The following is a 17,517-nucleotide window of genomic DNA, read 5'->3' on the forward strand; positions in this document are numbered from 1 at the left end:
GAAGATACACTTCGTGATTTGTATGATAACCGCTTCCTGCCACAAGATAAAGGGAGATAGCTATGCGACTGGTATGCAAAACATTCTGTAGTGTATTCATCGGTTTCGTGCTTCTGCCTGCATACGTGCAGGCGCACGATACATTGCGCTTAGGTGTCTTCGCGTATCGTTCCAAACCCTATCTTGAAAAACAACTGCTCACGTTTATCAACCACCTCAACGCGCAACTCAGCACGCTACAGGTAGAACTCTTGATTCTGACAAAGCCAGAAATGGAAGAAAAGCTGGCGCGCAATGAGTTAGATCTTATTTTTACCAACCCAAGCCACTACCTTGACTTGAGAAGCAGGAATTCATTTACCGGTGTGCTGGCCACGTTGCTGAGTTATGAAAAAGGGATCCTAACAAGCAGTCTCGGGGGAGTAATACTGACCCGCAATGACTCTGATGTTTTCACCCTGCAAGATATAAAGCAAAAACGGATTGCGACCCCTGGACGCACGTTCCTTGGAGGGTACCAGACGCAAGTCTTTGAACTCCAACAAGCCGGTATACATGTTCCAAGTGATGTCACGCTCGTACTTGCTGAGAATCAGGATGCAGTGGTCAATGCCGTTCTTAGCGGCCAAGCAGACGTTGGTTTTGTGCGCACCGGCATTCTAGAAAGTCTCATAAACGAGGGGCGAATAACGGAAGATCAGATTCGCGTCATCAATCAACAGAACTTTCCGGGATTTCCCTATGTAACCTCGACGCGGTTGTATCCCGAGTGGCCTTTTTTGGCGCTGCCGCATGTGGACGATCGTCATGTACGGCAAATTGCTTCCGTCTTGCTGGCAATGGATGAAAACGTGCTCTCCGCGCGTGAATCAAATATTGGTGGATTCAGTCCACCCGCCGACTATTTTCCGGTCGAACAATTAGCGCGTGCGCTACAAATTCCCCCGTATGATATCAAGCACGACATCACCCTGCATGATTTATGGGAACAATATCGCGTCACCAGTAGTACGGCATTTTTCTTCCTCGCTATTATTATCGTGTTGCTTTTCGCGCTTATCCGGCGCAATCACGCATTACAGACAACGTTATGCGAACTTGACGCAGAACGCCAAGCGCTGCGCGATGCCGATGACGTCTTACAAAAGACCAATCTGGAACTTTCCCAAGCCCTTGACTATGCACGCGATATGGCGCACCAAGCTGAAGCGGCCAATACGGCCAAATCGGAATTTCTTGCTAATATGAGTCACGAAATCCGCACTCCCTTAAACGCCATTATTGGCATCACCGAAATTTCGCAAGAACAGTGTCGCGACGAAAATACCAAGAAATTTTGTGCGAAAATAGGGCACGCGTCACACCTGTTGCTGGGAATTATTAACGACATTCTCGATTTTTCTAAGATCGAAGCGAGTAAAATTGAAATCGAACGCCAGCCATTTTCTTTACCGGAAATACCTCGCCTGATGCGCGATCTGTTTGCGCACACGGCATCGACCAAAAGGATCGAATTGATAAGCCATTTCGATCCACAGCTCCCTGCTGCCGTCATCGGAGATTCTGGACGTTTGGCACAGGTGTTGACGAATGTTATCGGCAATGCCGTTAAATTTACAAAAACTGGGTCAGTGACGTTTGATGTCACGCTGGCGGAACAGATCAATGAGACGGTGCTCGTCCGATTTACCGTACGCGATACCGGGATCGGGATGAAGCAAGAGCAACTCGCGCGACTTTTTTCGGCCTATACACAAGCCGACTCCTCTACCACGCGCCGCTATGGTGGAACAGGCCTTGGGCTAACGATAGCCAAACGGTTGACGGAGCTAATGGGTGGTACGATATCACTGACAAGTACATTCGGCGTCGGGACAGAAGTGGTGATAGCAATAGCGTTTCCCGTTGCTGACACGCAACCAATGCGCACGCCAGCCCTTGCCAAAATTGACCTGAGGGGAAAGAAAATTTTAGTTGTGGAAGATAATCCCCTGAATGTCGACGTAATCACGTATATTCTCCAACGGATGAACGCCGAGGTAATGCACGCCGAAAATGGCGCCATCGCCGTGAAAATGGTCGCCGAACAACCGGTTGACCTTATACTAATGGATTTGCAAATGCCTGTAATGGATGGGTTTGAAGCAACTCGGCACATTCGCTCGACCCATCAGACGTTACCGATTATAGCATTGACGGCTGCGGCGTTGGCTCACGACAGGGAGCGGGTGCTGGCAGCGGGAATGAACGACCACTTAGGCAAACCAATCGACCGCAATGCGTTATCTGCTGCGCTCCATCGTTGGTTGCTCAAAAATGATTATACTGGCGATACTACAACGGAGGCACGTACGTGACCTATTTAACGCTTTTTTTCCTGATTAGTGCGGCCATACTGCTTTTGGTGATCTTTGGTTTAGTGCGACATAACCAAAAAATCCGTGCCGTTCAGCAGCAGTTGGAAGCATCCTACGAAGAGATTCGCAAACTCAGCCTTGCCGTTGAACAAAGCCCTAATAGCGTTATTATTACCGATGTTGATCGCAATATCGTCTTTGTGAATAACACGTTTCTGAAAACCACTGGCTATACTACCGCCGAAGTCATAGGGAAAAATCCACGCATATTCCGCTCGGGGAAAACTGATATCGCCATGTACCGTGATATGTGGGCAACGCTCCAAAAAGGGAATACCTGGCGCGGGGAATTTGTGAACGTGCGCAAAGATGGCAGCGAATATACCGAGTTGGTGGCACTCTCGCCAATTTTTGACGAGCGCCGCAAACTCATCGGCTACCTCGCCATAAAACAGGACATTACGGAACGAAAAGAGTCAGAACAGCGGATTCATCAGCTCGCCTTTTACGATTCACTGACCGGAATACCGAATCGGGCACAATTTATGCTCCGCCTGTGGGACTTAAAGGAGAATGACCGCTTGGGAGCGATCATTCTGATTAATATTGACCGATTTAAGGTTGTGAACGCGGTGCGTGGCGAATATATCGGCGATATGCTTCTGTGCGCTTTGGCAAAGCGTGTCAATGCCGCTATTGAACATATTGAAAACGCGCACCTCTCGCGCATCGCAGCCGACGAATTTGCTTCGTTAATCACGTTCAATAGCTCAATAAGCCCACAACAAGCTCAGCAAAATATCGAACACTACACCAAAGTGATGTACGAAACGTGTACCGCCCCTTTTGGTTTAGAAATAGAATCGGTTTCGGTTACCGTCAGTATCGGTATTGCCCTTTTCCCTGACCCGTCAGACCTTACACCAGAAAATATCTTGAGCCGTGCCAATATTGCGTTGCACCATGCCAAGAAATTTGGTGGCAATCAGTGTGTGTTTTTTGCTTCGGACATGAAAGATAGTTATGCCGAAAATTTTTGGATTGAAAAAGAGCTGCGCAGTGCCATCCGCAATGGTCAGCTTTCCGTCTATTTACAGCCCAAAGTTCACGCCGATGGAAAAATGATGAGTGCCGAAGCGCTGGTGCGCTGGCGTCACCCCGAACGTGGCATGATTGCCCCATCGCTGTTTATCCCGGTGGCCGAACAAACAGACCTGATTGTGACGTTAAGCGAGTGGATTTTTGAAGAAGCCTTGCAAATCATCTCCCATTGTGCCGCTTCTGGATCACCACTCCACCTTTCCATTAACCTGAGTCCGCGCCACTTTCGGCAACACTATTTTGTAATGTGGTTTAAAACTCTGGTTGGTCTGAGTGGGGTAAATCCGGCACTCATCACTCTGGAAGTGACTGAAGGGCTGTTTATCGACAACCTCGAAGAAACTTCAGCGAAAATGAAAGAAATCTCGACCATGGGAGTAGGATTTTCCATCGATGACTTTGGCACGGGCTATTCGTCATTGGCGTACCTGAAACAACTTCCAGTACGCGAGTTAAAAATTGATAAAATTTTCATACAGGATGCGCCAGTTGATTCAGATGATGCTGCGCTGGTGGAAGCGATTCTGGCGGTTGCTGATCGCCTTGGGCTGCAAGTGGTCGCCGAAGGGGTGGAGACGCTGGAACAGGTTGAATTTTTAGCGAAACGGTGCGCGTCGCCGATTTTATATCAGGGATACTATTTTGGCAAACCAGAGCCAGCAGAAGTATGGGAGCAGGAATGGCTGATGCAACATCGGGTGTAATGTGCCACATAACATTGAAGAATAAAATTGGCTTGTTTGTCATCTTCGTGTTGTGTGGTCTGGCGGGAAATTGGTTCAAGTTTACCCTGTTTTTTAATGTCGATCTGATTTTTGGGAGTATTTTCGCATTTTTAGCGTGGAAAGCCCTTGGCGCACGGTATGGTTTGGTTGCAGCATTGGTCATCAGCACCATGACTTTTGTGCTTTGGAAACACCCCTACGCCATCGTGATTATGACCGCTGAAGTGGCGTGTACCATGTGGATTATGCAACGGAGTCGACGGCCATTAGTCATGGCTAACGTGCTGTATTGGGTTTGCATTGGCATTCCGCTAGTCTATTTTTTCTATCACATCATCATGCAGATTCCGCTGACCACCACCTACTTGATCATGCTCAAACAGGCGATCAACGGCATTGTCAATGCGTTACTGGCATGGTTTCTCTGTCGTGGAGCCATGCTCCTTACCCGTTGCCCCGAAGGGGTGGCATTGCGCGAACTTTTTTTTCATATTCTTGTGCTCTTCGTCCTCATCCCATCGTTGGCGTATCTGAGTTTTGAAGCGAAAAATGATTTCCAGACTATAGACCAGCATATACAACGTGACCTGACCAATTCTGGCCAACGAATGGCGCTCAGTATTTCCGTTTGGCTTCAAAGTAAACAGAAAATAGTCGAGTTCCTCGCGAACGCGTCGTTGACGCACACTCCCGAACGGATGCAACGCTATTTCGAACAATTTCGCCAGATAGAACCAGCCTTTATCCGCATGGGATTGTTTGATAGTCAAGCGACCGCTATCGCCTATTCGCCATTGAATGATCATGACGGTGAGCCATATATCGGGAAAAATTATGCCCATCGCCCCTACTTTGCCACATTGCAAAAGGATCAAAACTCGATGCTTTCTGGGGCACTCCATTCGCACGCGGGCGGAGCGGGTCATCCACCCGATATCATGCAGCTCGCACCAATCATTAAAGATGGGGAGTTTGCTGGCTATATTGCCGGCCTGCTCGATACATCAAGTATCCGCCGTTTTTTAGAAACCAATAACGAAACGCAAAGCATTCAATCGCTCTTTACTCTGGTTGATAAAGCCGGGGTAATTATTGCCACGTGTTGCGTTACCCAAAAAGAAGGGGAACGGTATCGGGAGCGTTCGCCCGATGGGATGACGCAAATCAGCGAAAATCTGTGGCAGTGGATCCCTGAAGCGAAACGGTTCAGCTCTATTATGGAACGGTGGCGTTCTTCGTACTATGCAACCCAAATTGCGATAGGGAACCATCAAGAGTGGATTCTTTGGCTGGAAGCACCCGTCGCACCTCATCAGGAGGCGTTAAATGCGAAATATACCGAACGACTTCTCTTTTTGTTTCTTTTCTTACTGTTGATCGTGCTTATCGCCGAAGGTATCAGTCGCCGTATTCTTGTTGCGATTGAAGAGCTTGGGGCACTGACCAAGAGTTTACCAGAACGTTTTTTTCGTGGTGAAACCACTGTCCATTGGCCAGTAACAACGATCCGCGAAGTAGATACACTGATTAAAAATTCCCGCGAAATGGCGGAATCGCTCGCGCGGCAACTCTTTCTTTCGCGCCAATCGAATCAGGAACTGGAACAGCACGTTCAGGAGCGGACGATTGCGTTACAACAAGCGAAAGAAGAAGCTGAATTGGCCAATAAAGCCAAAAGCGAATTTCTCGCCAATATGTCGCATGAAATCCGCACTCCGATGAATGCCATTTTAGGGTTGAGCGAACTCGCATTGGCCGAATCGCCCCCTGGCAAAGGGCGTGAACGGTTAGAAAGAATTCTGAGTTCTGGCCGTTTACTGCTTGGGATTTTGAACGATATCCTCGATTTTTCGAAAGTGGAAGCGGGAAAGCTTGAGCTTGATCCACGCCCTTTTTATCTGGACGGTGTGCTGAGTCAAATGCGGAATCTCTTTACACAATCCGCCTACGAAAAATCGCTCCATTTAGCCTTTGAAACCTCTATTCCACTGGATACGGCATATATTGGCGATGATTTGCGGCTGCAGCAGATTTTAATGAATCTTATCGGCAACGCGATAAAATTTACCGATCAGGGTGAAGTGCGCACAAAAATTACCCGCATTCGTCAAGAAGGCCATGTCTGCTGGCTTGCTTTTGCGATTCGTGACACCGGTATCGGTATTTCCGAGGAGCAACAGAGTCGTCTCTTTCAGGCCTTCAGCCAAGCCGACACCTCTACTATGCGCGATTACGGTGGCACTGGGTTGGGGTTAGTTATCTGTCAACGGCTTGTGTTGGCGATGGGTGGCGATGGGATAACGGTCGAAAGTACGCTGGGGATGGGATCGACGTTCCGTTTTGCACTCCCCTTTCAGGCCTGCCGCCCTGAACAAGAACGACAATTGCTGATGAGTAAAACGGTAGTCGATTCGGCACCGTTCTTTCCGCTTTGTGGACACGTTTTGCTGGTAGAGGATAACCCCATTAATCAAGAGGTTGCTTTGGAGCAATTACACAGTATCGGCGTGAGCGTTCGTGTGGCAAATAATGGAGTAGAAGCTCTTGATATGGTCAATGAAAACCACTTTGACGCCATCTTAATGGATATTCAGATGCCGGAAATGGACGGGTATGAAGCCACGAGACACATTCGCCGAACACACCCCGATGTGCCGATTATCGCCCTGACCGCTGCCGCCATGATCGAAGACAAACAAAAAGTTTTACAGGTCGGAATGAATGATCATTTAGGGAAACCTATCAATGCGCAGACGTTGCGCGCCACTCTGGCGCGCTGGTTGCCTCAAGAGACGCAGCCAAATGACGGAAAGTCTGCCGCAATCCAAAAGGCACACGTCACGAACGATGATGACGTTGTCGGTATGAATGTGGCGCTGGGTGTCGAGCGGTTGGGGGGAAATAGAGCCCTGTATCAGCGCCTCATTGGCGCCTTTGGCGAGCAGCTGCGCGAAACATTTCTGCCACAATTAGAGCCATTATTTCAATCACGAAATGCTTTAACGATGGAACAATGCAAGACGCTGGAAGCTTTTGCCCACACCCTGAAGGGGATTGCCGGTAACTTAGCACTGGAGGAGCTGGCGCGCGCCTCTTTTGAAGCAAATACCATACTCAAGCGTGGCGAATCACCTGAACCTCACATAGTAGAAACGCTCTACTCCAGCGTCAGGCAGGCGCAAGACGCCATCGTACAGTGGCTGGAAGCTCAACAGCAACCAACTGTGGAAGACGACGAAAGCAGTGTTGATCTTGAACGTGCTATCCCTTTACTGGAGACGATCCGCGATCAAGTGGCACGTGGCGAATGGGTTGAGTCGACCTTTTGGGAACCAGTTGGGAAGCTACTTCCCCATGCTATTCGTCAACAGTATTGGAGTGATATCGAACGGGCGCTGCGCAATGTTGCCTATCAAGAAGCGCATACACTGATAGATACGCTTTTGCTGGCGATACAAACCTCGGCCAGTGGGGCAGCGCAAGGGGGAACTCTATGAGCGCATTTCCGTACGGCACCATCGACTCGCCTGCGATGTTGCAACAAAAAATAGAAGAATTGCTCGCGACCAATGCCGAATTGGTGCTGAAGAATGAAGAACTAGAAAATATCATTGCCATTGCTTCGCACGATTTACGTTCTCCGCTGGTCAATATTCATAGGTTTAGCCAGCGACAGGAGAAATTGATGGGGTTTCTGCTGAATCGCCTTGCGTGTTCCGATGTGCCGGATGCGGTACGTGCCGACCTTGCATCGATGTTGCATGAAGAGATCCCGACAGCGCATACGTTTATACAATCAAGCACGCGAAAAATGGATTCATTGATCAATGGATTGCTGCGTATATCGCGCGCTGGTCGTACGCAACTTCAAAAACAGACGATAGATGTGAACGAGATGGTTCAACAAATTATCAATGCCATGACCATTCAACTGGAAGCAGCGGCGGCTCGCATCACGGTTGATCCGTTACCAACGTGTTATGGCGATATCGGTCAAATCAATCAGGTATTTACGAACTTACTCGATAACGCCATGAAGTATCGTTCGCCAGAACGTCCACTGGTGATTACGCTCTCGGGATCGGTGACCGAAAATGGTGCACTGTATGTCGTTGCTGACAATGGGATAGGTATTGCCAAGGAACATCACGCGAAAATTTGGCTCCCTTTTCACCAACTCAACCCTCGCCATGCTCAAGGGGGGGATGGAATCGGTTTGTCGCTCGTGCGTCGCATCCTCGACCGTCATCGCAGCCGTATCTGGGTCGAATCTAGGGAAAATGCCGGGAGCCGCTTTTTTGTCGAAATTCAACAAACACCGCAGGGGGGGATATGAGCGGCACTATTCTGGTTATTGAAGACGACTTGGGGATGGCCACGCTTGAAGCGGAGGCTATGATGTCCATAGGGCTCACCCCATGTATATTGACTGATGGTCGTAGCGCTTTGGAATGGTTACAGCGTCACGGCGTCGAGAGCGCATTGCTCATGCTGCTCGACCATTCATTACCAGATATGACGGGTATTCATTTTATCGATTCCCTGAAGGAACAGCATATAGCCTTCCCTCCATTTATTGTCATCACGGGCGCTGGCGATGAACAGGTAGCAGTGGATATGATGAAGCGTGGTGCGTATGATTATCTTGTTAAAAATACCGATTTCTTGCATCGTTTGCCGCATGTCGTCAACCATGTTTTGCATGAAGTTGGAATGAGTCGGCGTCTTTCCGTTACCGAACAGGAATTGGCCGATCAACTCCGCTGTTACCATTCTATCCTCAGCACGACACTGGATGGTTTCGCTATTTTGGATCAAAATGGAATCTTTCTCGATGTCAACCAAGCCTACTGCGATATGACGGGATATACTCGCGAGGAACTTCTTGGAGAGTCGCTGGCTATTGTAAAGCACCCATCTTTAAAGCCTGAACAGATACGAGAGCGGATGCAAAGTATTATAGATGCCGGACGAATGCGCTTTGAAGCGGTTGATGTCACGAAAGACGGGCGTACTATTACTGTCGAAATTAGTGCCACATATGAACCTCAACTGGGAGTTATTGCCTTTGTGCGTGATGTTACGGATCGCATGAGGGTTGAAGCAGCCCTGATTGCTGCCCGTGAAAATGCCGAAGCGGCGAATAAGGCGAAGAGCGATTTTCTGGCGAATATGTCTCACGAGATTCGTACTCCGATGAATGCCATTCTGGGGATGAGTGAATTAGCCTTGCGTGAAGCCCCCCAAGGGGTGTATCGCGAAAAACTTGGAAAAATCTACCGATCCGGCCTGCTTTTGTTGGGAATTCTGAACGATATTCTCGACTTTTCTAAAATTGAGGCGGGGATGCTGAAAATTGATCCGTATGCGTTTCATTTTTGTGCCTTGATTGACAACCTGAAAAGCCTCTACGAACATACTATTAAGGAAAAAGGGCTTCATTTTACCATAGACATTGGTGAGTCGCTTGACCAAGCGTTTATCGGTGATGAGCAGCGCTTGCGCCAAGTGTTGACGAATCTTATTGGCAATGCGTTAAAGTTCACGCATTACGGTGAAGTCCGTGTGTCCGTCCACGAGGTGCGACGCGATCAAACGACGGTATGGTTACAAATTGCTATCAGCGATACCGGAATTGGGATATCAGAAGAACAACGTGCTCGATTATTTACGGCCTTCAGTCAAGCAGATACATCGACCACGCGCGACTATGGCGGTACGGGGTTAGGGCTCATTATCAGCCAGCGTCTGGTTTGGGCGATGGAGGGGACAGATATTACTATTGTCAGTACCCCGAATGTTGGCTCGACATTTTCGTTTGTACTGCCGCTTCGCGTATGTGCGGAAACCTTTTCCCCATTGCCACCAGTGAGTAGTCCCGTCGTCATCGACTTCCCCACGTCGAAATTGAGCGGTCATGTGCTTCTGGTTGAAGATAACCAGATTAACCAAGAGGTGGCCAGTGAACAATTGCGTTTACTGGGTGTCACGTTCTCCATAGCAAATAATGGATTAGAAGCGGTTGCGATGGTTGAACGGGAACATTTTGACGCGATTTTGATGGATATTCAAATGCCAGTTATGGATGGGTACGAAGCGACACGGAACATCCGGTTGGGTCATCCCAAAATTCCGATCATTGCCCTGACGGCGGCCGCGATGATCGAGGATCGTCGAAAAGCGTTGCGCGTTGGGATGAGTGCTCATCTGAGTAAGCCAATCCATTTTGGTGAACTCTACGCATTGCTGGCGCAGTGGTTGCCACAGTCGGAAGCCAAGAAAGCTATCAACAGCACCACTCCGCCACTCTCTTTCACCTGCCAGAACACTGAATTTGCAAAGCTGAATGTTGATCGTGCCATTGCGAGGCTGGGGGGGAATACGCAGCTCCACCGCAACTTGCTTGCTGATTTTAACCGGATGTTACAGGGTACTTTTGTTCCTCAAATGCACCAGTTTCTCGTATACGGCGCTGAATTGACTGGCGCCCAACGCAATGACTTGCACACTTTTGCGCATACACTAAAAGGGGCAGCGGCGAATCTTTCCCTTGATACGCTCGCTGAGCTTGCGGCTCGTGTCGACGCTATGGCAAACAGCCAGCAAGCCATTGACGCGTGTTTGCTTGATGCGCTTTACCAAGGCATGAAGCAAATCCACCAAGACATAGATCTCTGGCTCATCTCAGGCGATCAGCGCGTCAAAAATGAAATTGACGAACGTGCTGTTGATGTGGAATATGTGACATGCGTGCTCCAAAAAATCTGTGCGCAGGCGCTTCAGGGTGAATGGATTTCGGCCGAAGAATGGGAGCCGCTTGCAAGTGCTCTACCCAACCATCTACGGCTGCAAAACTGGCCCGCGATTGAGTGTGCACTGCGTAATTTCCGGTATCAGGATGCGGCCACCTTGATCGATAAACTACTCGGGGATCTTTCGTCAGGTGGTGATACGTAGAGGAGAGCAGGGGAGTGAAAGGGGAAGAGGGATGAACAAAGAAAAACCCAAAATTCTCATTGTCGATGATATGCCGACCAATGTGGAAATTCTGGCAACGGCACTCAAAGACGAATATCATATCTTAGTCGCCACCGATGGCAATACGGCGCTATCCATGGCGCAGATGCATATTCCAGATTGTATTTTGCTGGATATAATTATGCCGGTGATGAATGGGTATGAAGTTTTACGGCGTCTAAAGGGGAATCCGCAAACAAATGGTATTCCGGTAATTTTTGTAACAGGAAAAAACGATGACAACGACGAAGAGATGGGACTGTCTATGGGGGCGGTCGACTACATTGTCAAGCCGTTTCGCGCCTCGTTAGTTCGTGCCCGTATCAAAACGCAAGTTCGTCTGCATTTTCAAGAACTCCGCTTATCGCAATTTAACGAAGAATTGCAGAACCGTGTGGCTGAAGAAATGGCGGCGCGTTCGGCTCTCGTTCATGAACGGGAAATCGAACAGCAAGTATTGATTCAGCAATCAAAAATGGCTGATTTAGGGAATATGATGGGGGCGATTGCGCATCAGTGGAAACAACCGCTGAATATTATAGGCATCGCAGCGGATGAGCTTTTAGAGAGTTTTGAGCTGCAAGAGCTTGACGAAGATCGGGTGCGCGAACTACACGATATGCTTGTCCGTCAGGTGCAGTTTATGGCGCAAACGGTGCAAGACTTTCAGGAGTTTTTTAAACCTTCAACCGAATGTGTGGCGTTCGATCTTACCAAAGCGGTGTGCGAGGTGATGGAGTTGCTTAAAGGGCAAATGATGCGATCGTACATAGAAGTAAACTTTTTACAGGAGATGCCTGTTATCATTCAAGGGTTTCCCAGTGAGTTTAAGCAGGTCATCCTAAATATACTCAATAATGCACGCGATGCCTTGCTTGAAAATACTCCTGCGCAACGCACGATTACAATAGCGGTACAGACAACAGATACAGAATATCGGCTGCTTATTTGCGATAATGCCGGAGGCATTCCGAATCACTTGCTGCCAAACGGGATATTTGAGCCGTTTGTGTCGACCAAAGGAAAAAAGGGAACTGGTATCGGTCTTTCCTTGGCGCGCAAAATCATTGAAAAGATGAACGGTACGATTACAGCAGCCAATATTGATGGAGGCGCGGAATTTACACTTACCCTGCCGCGCTAAGCCTTCAGTAAGGAAATATGATGGATATTTTTGACGACGAAATGACCAGCGATGAGCTGTACCGCCTTGCTATTACCGCTACCGGCTTAGGGGTGTGGGAATGGAATGTGCAAGACGATGCCATAACGTGGGATCGTAATTGCTGGGACATGCTTGGCTATTCGTGTTTCAGTCACGTGATGCATTATAGTGACTGGAAAACGATGATCCATCCAGATGACGTACCTCATGTTGAAGCTGAAGTTCAGCGGCAGCTCTTGTGTGGTGCCGACTTTACCGTTGAATTTCGGTACCAGACGTCGGAAGCGCGTTGGTTGTGGGTGCAAGGACAAGGAAAAGTTGTGTCGCGTGATGCCGCCGGCCAACCATTGCGCGTGGTTGGTACCCATGCCAATATCCAAAAACGTAAAGAAGCGGAGCTGGCTCTTCACGAAACGAATGATCAATTACAAGCAGCACTGCAACGGGCAAATGAACTGGCGATCGCTGCTGAGGCGGCGAATACAGCGAAAAGTGAATTTTTATCCAATATGAGTCACGAAATCCGTACGCCGATGAACGCTATTCTTGGTTTAAGTGAACTGGCATTGCGCGAGGCTCCCGCCGGAAAATGTCGCGAACAATTGGGAAAAATCTACCACTCTGGCCTCGCCCTACTGGGTATCCTGAATGATATTCTTGATTTGTCAAAAATTGAAGCGGGAGAACTCACGCTTGATCCACGCCCCTTTTCTTTACGTGCGCTACTGGAGCAGTTGCAAGGGCTTTTTGCGCCAATGGCACATGAGAAAGCACTCCATTTGGCGTTCGAGGTTGATACACATCTTGACTCCTCATATATCGGCGACGATATGCGGTTGCGCCAAGTGCTCAGTAACCTGATAAGCAACGCCATTAAATTCACTTCCCATGGAGAGGTGCGCGTTCACGTTCATTGTTTGCGGATTGATCAAAATATACGCTGGATTTCTTTTGCGATTCACGACAGCGGTATTGGTATTTCGGCAACGCAACAAACGCGCCTTTTTAAAGCATTCAGTCAAGCTGACACTTCAACCACTCGCGAATATGGCGGAACAGGGCTGGGGTTGATTATCAGTCAGCGCTTGGTCTGGGCGATGGGTGGAAGCGATATCCGCATCCGAAGTGAGTTAAATAAGGGATCGACGTTTTATTTTGATGTGCCACTGCTATTTTGTACCAAGGAGACGTTGCGGCAAGGCATGGCTCACACGAAGGTAACTCTCGAAAAACACCAACGGTTATCCGGTCATGTATTATTGGCTGAAGATAATCCCATCAACCAAGAGGTTTCGCGCGAACAACTGCGCCGGATGGGGATTCGTGTTACAATCGTGAACAATGGTGCGGAGGCGGTGGCTGCCCATTCTTTGGGGAGTTTTGATGCCATTTTGATGGATATTCAAATGCCAGTTATGGATGGTTACGAGGCAACACGGCGCATTCGCGAGGTAGATACTGCAATCCCGATTCTTGCGCTTACTGCCGCAGCTCTGGTTGAAGATCGTCAAAAAACAGTAGAAGCTGGTATGAATGCTCATCTTGGTAAACCGGTTCATGCGGCGGAGTTATACGCTACACTGGCTCAGTGGTTACCGTTAGCATCGCTTGCCGCTGATAATGAAAAGAAAGTTGATGAGTCACATTAAGATGTGCTACAAGTGCATTTGTTCACTAATTACTTGTTGGCAATGATTGCATTGCCGAATAACCCTCTATAACCGCAAGGCACAGTAAGGTGTTGCATGGAAAAGGGTAACGAAATAACTTTCGCAATAAAAGATGAAGAAACGGTACGCCGGAGATTCATTGTAATTGTTGTGCTGTGGTGCTTCCTTATTGGTGGTTCATACGTATGGAATCTCCATAATCAACGGGTTACAACACATAAAATTGCCGAAATGGTTGCTGAGGCCAATTTTAATAAAGATTTAGCCTTCCGGTATTGGGCTACAGCCCATGGCGGCGTGTATGTTCCTGCCACAGAAAAAACACCACCAAACCCGTACCTTACTCATATCGAAAACCGTGATATTACCACTCCATGGGGTGTGGAGCTAACCCTAATGAATCCGGCGTATATGCTCCGTCAGATGTTACAAGACATGAGCTCCGCCGATACTATTATGGGGAGTATCACCAGTCTCAAACCATTGAATCCAATCAATACTCCTGATGAGTGGCAACGGAGTGCGTTACTCCAGTTTGATGCTGGTGTTGCTGAAGTAGCGGAGATTTCCCATATAAATCAACTCCCATATATGCGCTATATGCGACCAATGGTAACCGAAGTTGGGTGTCTCAAGTGTCACCTTCATCAGGGGTATGAGGTTGGCCAGATACGTGGTGGAATCAGTGTCAGTGTTCCGCTGGAACCATACTATGCTATGGAAAAAGAGGCCTCTTCGTTCTTGATTGTTTCGCACAGTGCTATTTTCTTTGTCGGCCTGATTTTCTTATCGTTCACCTACCGCACCATCCAGAAACGGATTCGCGAAAATGCTTCATATCAGCAACATTTGCAGTATGCCAAACAGGTTGCAGATAATGCAAGCCGAGCAAAAAGCGAGTTTTTAGCGAACATGTCGCATGAAATTCGCACCCCAATGAATGCGATTTTGGGATTGAGCGAATTGGCGTTGCAAGAATTACCGCCTGGTAAAGGGCGCGATAAAACCGAAAAAATTTACAGCTCTGGTCGTTTGCTCTTAGGGATTCTGAATAATATTCTTGATTTTTCAAAAATTGAAGCAGGTGAATTGCACATTGATACGCACCCCTTTTCGCTGTGTGTGCTGATCGATCAGCTGCAAAGCCTGTTTTACCAGCTTGCAGAGCAGAAAGGGATTACCCTTTCGCTTGAGGCCGAAGCGGGGTTAGCCAATACCTATCTGGGTGATGATCTTCGGTTGCGTCAGGTGCTCACGAATTTACTTGGGAATGCGCTGAAATTTACGGAAAGTGGCTCTGTCGCGCTCCACGTTGCGCTGCTCAGTCATGAAAATAACAGAGAGTTGCTCCGTTTTTCCATTAACGACACGGGAGTTGGCATATCCGAAGCGCAGCAACAACGACTCTTCCGAGCGTTCAGTCAGGCAGATACGTCAACATCACGCGAATATGGCGGAACTGGACTGGGTTTAATTATCAGCCAAAAACTGGTTTCGGCGATGGGGGGAAGCCAGATACGGATCAATAGCACGTTGGGAGTGGGTTCGACCTTCAGCTTCGATCTTCCGCTGCAAATGTGCTCGGCACAACAGGCTCAACTGCTGAGTGACACGAAACACAAACCGCATACAACCCCACTGGCGGGGCATGTTCTTTTGGCGGAAGACAATGCTATCAACCAAGAAGTAGCGCGTGAACAGCTGCGGCGCATTGGAATACGGACAACGTTGGCGAGTAATGGTGCGGAGGCGGTGGAGTTAGCCAAGCACGGGAATTTCGATATTATTTTAATGGACATTCAAATGCCAATTATGGATGGCTACGAAGCTGCGCGACTCATTCGATCACAGAATCCGCATGTTCCTATTATTGCCTTAACGGCTGCGGCGATGATTGAAGATAAGCAAAAAGCACTTCAGGCTGGGATGAATGCCCATATTGGCAAGCCGATCAACATTGATGAACTTCATACTGTGCTGAGCCAGTGGTTGTCGTAGATCATCGGCGGATGCGTGCTGCTTATTCGCCCTACAGATAAACACAGATCGGTCATTTCGAACGAGCGGCAGCGAAGAGAAATCCCAAGTGAGAAGGCAAGATCTCTCACTTCGTTCGAGATGACAGGTTTACTTCATGGTTACTTTTTCAGCTCACTCAACTATCCCGCTCGGCGATTTCATAACTTTGCACAATTTTTTCTACCAATGGGTGACGCACAACGTCACGCGCGGTGAAATAGGTAAATGATATTTCCGCGACATTAGCCAGAACTTGTGCCGCGTGAATCAGGCCGCTGGGAACACGTGGTGGCAGGTCGATTTGTGATATGTCGCCATTGATTGACATGCGCGACGCGAGGCCAAAGCGGGTCAAGAACATTTTCATCTGCTCACGGGTGCAGTTCTGCGCTTCATCCAGTACTATAAAAGCACCTGAAAGGGTTCTGCCGCGCATAAAGGCAATGGGAGCAATTTCGATAGTTTTGCGCAAAAGGAGCTTTTCAACTTTTTCCACACCCAACATTTCGTGCAAAGCATCATAGACAGGGCGCATGTAGGGATCGACTTTTTCGGTAAGGTCACCGGGGAGGTAGCCGAGTTTTTCGCCAGCCTCTACGGCGGGGCGGGTTAAAATAATCCGTTCCACGGTTCCGGCGAGCAGTGCTTCAACCGCGCAGGCAATCGCCAAGTAGGTTTTCCCCGTACCCGCTGGCCCAATGCCGAACGATATTTCGCGGGTGCGCAGAGCGTGTAAATACTTTTTTTGTGATGGATTACGCGGGATAATTGATTTGCGGCCTGCCCGCACAACTTCCGGCGTACAGTGTTGAAGTGACCCGATGTGTTCAGCGTTGATTGATTCGCCGCGTAAGAGCCGTTCGCCAATTTGTTGAAAAAGGGCAGCGGCTTCTTGAACGTCAGTTTCACGGTTCCCGTTAATTTGGAGTGAGCTACCGTTGCCAACAATTCGTACGTTGCAGTTGCGCTCAACGGCGCGGAGGTAACTGTCTTGTGGGCCAAGGATAGAGGTGGATAATTGCGGGTCAAAGTGGAGTTCTTGTTGTGTCACGTGCATCCTACTGTTGATCGGTTTTGTTCGCTGTTAGACCTTTACATCATAGCATACCTTTGCGATACTGAAAAAAATTTTATGGAGTCCGTGTCATGCGTATCACGAACAAAGAAGTTTGCCATATTGCAACACTGTCGCGCCTCTCACTGTCTGAGACAGAAATAGAAAAATATCGTCAGGATTTGAACGCCATTCTTGACTATGTGGAGACTTTGCAAGGGTTGGATACCGAAGGGATTGAACCGACGATACAAGCGCTGAGCTGTGGTAATGTGATGCGCGACGATGTTGTCACCCCTTCATTGGCGATGGCGGCGGTGGTTTGCAATGCCCCTGCGCACGCTTTAGATCACTTCCGCGTTCCTCCGGTTATCGAATAATACTGAATTTTTCCCCATTTTATCCTGCA

Annotated in this window: 10 protein-coding genes; 9 read left to right on the plus strand and 1 reads right to left on the minus strand. The window is 48.5% G+C overall.

Translation table 11 applies throughout. The annotated features are described in order from the left end of the window. The first annotated feature begins 62 nt into the window (after positions 1–62). The 8 genes from P304_RS16130 (at position 63) to P304_RS16145 (ending at position 16,033) form a co-directional block, all read left to right on the plus strand. The gene (locus P304_RS16130) at positions 63–2,357 is read left to right on the plus strand and encodes a PhnD/SsuA/transferrin family substrate-binding protein (RefSeq protein ID WP_051321484.1); all 2,295 of its coding nucleotides are present in this window, start codon (positions 63–65) and stop codon (positions 2,355–2,357) included. Beyond that, the gene (locus P304_RS14455; protein WP_051321485.1) at positions 2,354–4,162 is read left to right on the plus strand and encodes a putative bifunctional diguanylate cyclase/phosphodiesterase; all 1,809 of its coding nucleotides are present in this window, start codon (positions 2,354–2,356) and stop codon (positions 4,160–4,162) included. The genes P304_RS16130 and P304_RS14455 overlap by 4 nt, the downstream gene beginning before the upstream one ends. Further along, entirely contained in the window at positions 4,138–7,680 is a 3,543-nt protein-coding gene (locus tag P304_RS16135) for a hybrid sensor histidine kinase/response regulator (RefSeq protein WP_051321486.1), read from the plus strand. The genes P304_RS14455 and P304_RS16135 overlap by 25 nt, the downstream gene beginning before the upstream one ends. Next, the gene (locus tag P304_RS14465; protein ID WP_051321487.1) at positions 7,677–8,519 is read left to right on the plus strand and encodes a sensor histidine kinase; all 843 of its coding nucleotides are present in this window, start codon (positions 7,677–7,679) and stop codon (positions 8,517–8,519) included. The genes P304_RS16135 and P304_RS14465 overlap by 4 nt, the downstream gene beginning before the upstream one ends. Next, positions 8,516–11,140, plus strand: coding sequence for a hybrid sensor histidine kinase/response regulator (locus P304_RS16140; protein WP_051321488.1), 2,625 nt, complete (start codon positions 8,516–8,518; stop codon positions 11,138–11,140). Before P304_RS14465 ends, P304_RS16140 begins: the two co-directional genes overlap by 4 nt. Positions 11,141–11,171: 31 nt before the next feature. After that, positions 11,172–12,344: a hybrid sensor histidine kinase/response regulator gene (locus tag P304_RS0106815; RefSeq protein ID WP_027389931.1), complete on the plus strand. Its 1,173-nt coding sequence runs from the start codon at positions 11,172–11,174 to the stop codon at positions 12,342–12,344. A gap of 20 nt (positions 12,345–12,364) precedes the next feature. Next, positions 12,365–14,014, plus strand: coding sequence for a PAS domain-containing hybrid sensor histidine kinase/response regulator (locus P304_RS14475; protein WP_051321489.1), 1,650 nt, complete (start codon positions 12,365–12,367; stop codon positions 14,012–14,014). A gap of 96 nt (positions 14,015–14,110) precedes the next feature. Further along, positions 14,111–16,033 (plus strand): hybrid sensor histidine kinase/response regulator, encoded by a 1,923-nt coding sequence (locus P304_RS16145; RefSeq protein ID WP_051321490.1) that lies wholly within the window; start codon positions 14,111–14,113, stop codon positions 16,031–16,033. 157 nt (positions 16,034–16,190) lie between these two features. Here P304_RS16145 and P304_RS0106830 read toward each other — a convergent pair whose 3' ends face one another. Further along, positions 16,191–17,111, minus strand: a complete 921-nt coding sequence (locus tag P304_RS0106830; RefSeq protein ID WP_034764470.1) for a PhoH family protein — start codon at positions 17,109–17,111, stop codon at positions 16,191–16,193. Positions 17,112–17,200: 89 nt separating this feature from the next. On the opposite strand from P304_RS0106830, the gene gatC reads away from it, so the two are divergent. Further along, entirely contained in the window at positions 17,201–17,488 is a 288-nt protein-coding gene (gatC, locus tag P304_RS0106835) for an Asp-tRNA(Asn)/Glu-tRNA(Gln) amidotransferase subunit GatC (RefSeq protein ID WP_027389933.1), read from the plus strand. Positions 17,489–17,517: the final 29 nt, after the last annotated feature.

Origin of the sequence: Chrysiogenes arsenatis DSM 11915 (assembly GCF_000469585.1) — a bacterium.
Taxonomy (GTDB): domain Bacteria; phylum Chrysiogenota; class Chrysiogenetes; order Chrysiogenales; family Chrysiogenaceae; genus Chrysiogenes; species Chrysiogenes arsenatis.

Excerpts from the sequence above, each read along its gene's own strand:
- P304_RS16130 (WP_051321484.1), top strand. The coding sequence starts at position 63 with ATGCGACTGGTATGCAAAACATTCTGTAGTGTATTCATCGGTTTCGTG.
- P304_RS0106830 (WP_034764470.1), bottom strand. The coding sequence starts at position 17,111 with ATGCACGTGACACAACAAGAACTCCACTTTGACCCGCAATTATCCACC.
- P304_RS14475 (WP_051321489.1), top strand. The coding sequence starts at position 12,365 with ATGGATATTTTTGACGACGAAATGACCAGCGATGAGCTGTACCGCCTT.
- P304_RS0106815 (WP_027389931.1), top strand. The coding sequence starts at position 11,172 with ATGAACAAAGAAAAACCCAAAATTCTCATTGTCGATGATATGCCGACC.
- gatC (WP_027389933.1), top strand. The coding sequence starts at position 17,201 with ATGCGTATCACGAACAAAGAAGTTTGCCATATTGCAACACTGTCGCGC.
- P304_RS16135 (WP_051321486.1), top strand. The coding sequence starts at position 4,138 with ATGGCTGATGCAACATCGGGTGTAATGTGCCACATAACATTGAAGAAT.
- P304_RS16140 (WP_051321488.1), top strand. The coding sequence starts at position 8,516 with ATGAGCGGCACTATTCTGGTTATTGAAGACGACTTGGGGATGGCCACG.
- P304_RS16145 (WP_051321490.1), top strand. The coding sequence starts at position 14,111 with ATGGAAAAGGGTAACGAAATAACTTTCGCAATAAAAGATGAAGAAACG.
- P304_RS14465 (WP_051321487.1), top strand. The coding sequence starts at position 7,677 with ATGAGCGCATTTCCGTACGGCACCATCGACTCGCCTGCGATGTTGCAA.